The sequence below is a fragment of the Pseudomonas sp. FSL W5-0203 genome (assembly GCF_001896155.1).
Classification (GTDB): Bacteria; Pseudomonadota; Gammaproteobacteria; order Pseudomonadales; family Pseudomonadaceae; genus Aquipseudomonas; species Aquipseudomonas paracarnis.
The window spans coordinates 1-400 of sequence record NZ_MPOR01000106.1 but is presented as its reverse complement, the minus strand read 5'-3'; the positions used below and the strand labels follow the sequence as shown (position 1 = coordinate 400).

1 protein-coding gene is annotated in these 400 nt (G+C 55.5%); it reads right to left on the bottom strand.

The genetic code is table 11. From position 1 onward, the window contains the following. A partial coding sequence (locus tag BOP96_RS29180) for a ribonucleotide-diphosphate reductase subunit beta (protein WP_175563029.1) occupies positions 1 to 400 on the bottom strand: 400 nt, incomplete at both ends.

Here is a 400-nt window from a genome sequence, read left to right as displayed (position 1 = left end):
CCGCCGGTCTGATACTCGATCACACGGGTCTCGAAGAAGTTTTTCTCTTTCTTCAAGTCCATGATCTCGCTCATCCACGGGAACGGGTTGGTGGTGCCTGGGTACTCTTCCTTCAAGCCGATCTGCGACAGGCGACGGTTCGCGATGAACTTGAGGTAATCCTCCATCATCGCCGCGTTCATGCCCAGCACCCCACGCGGCATGGTGTCGCGAGCGTATTCGATCTCCAGCTGCGTACCCTGCAGAATCATCTGGGTCGCTTCTTCCTTCATCTCGGCATCCCACAGGTGTGGGTTTTCGATTTTGATCTGGTTGATCACGTCGATACCGAAGTTCAGGTGCATCGACTCATCGCGCAGGATGTACTGGAACTGCTCGGCCACGCCGGTCATTTTGTTGC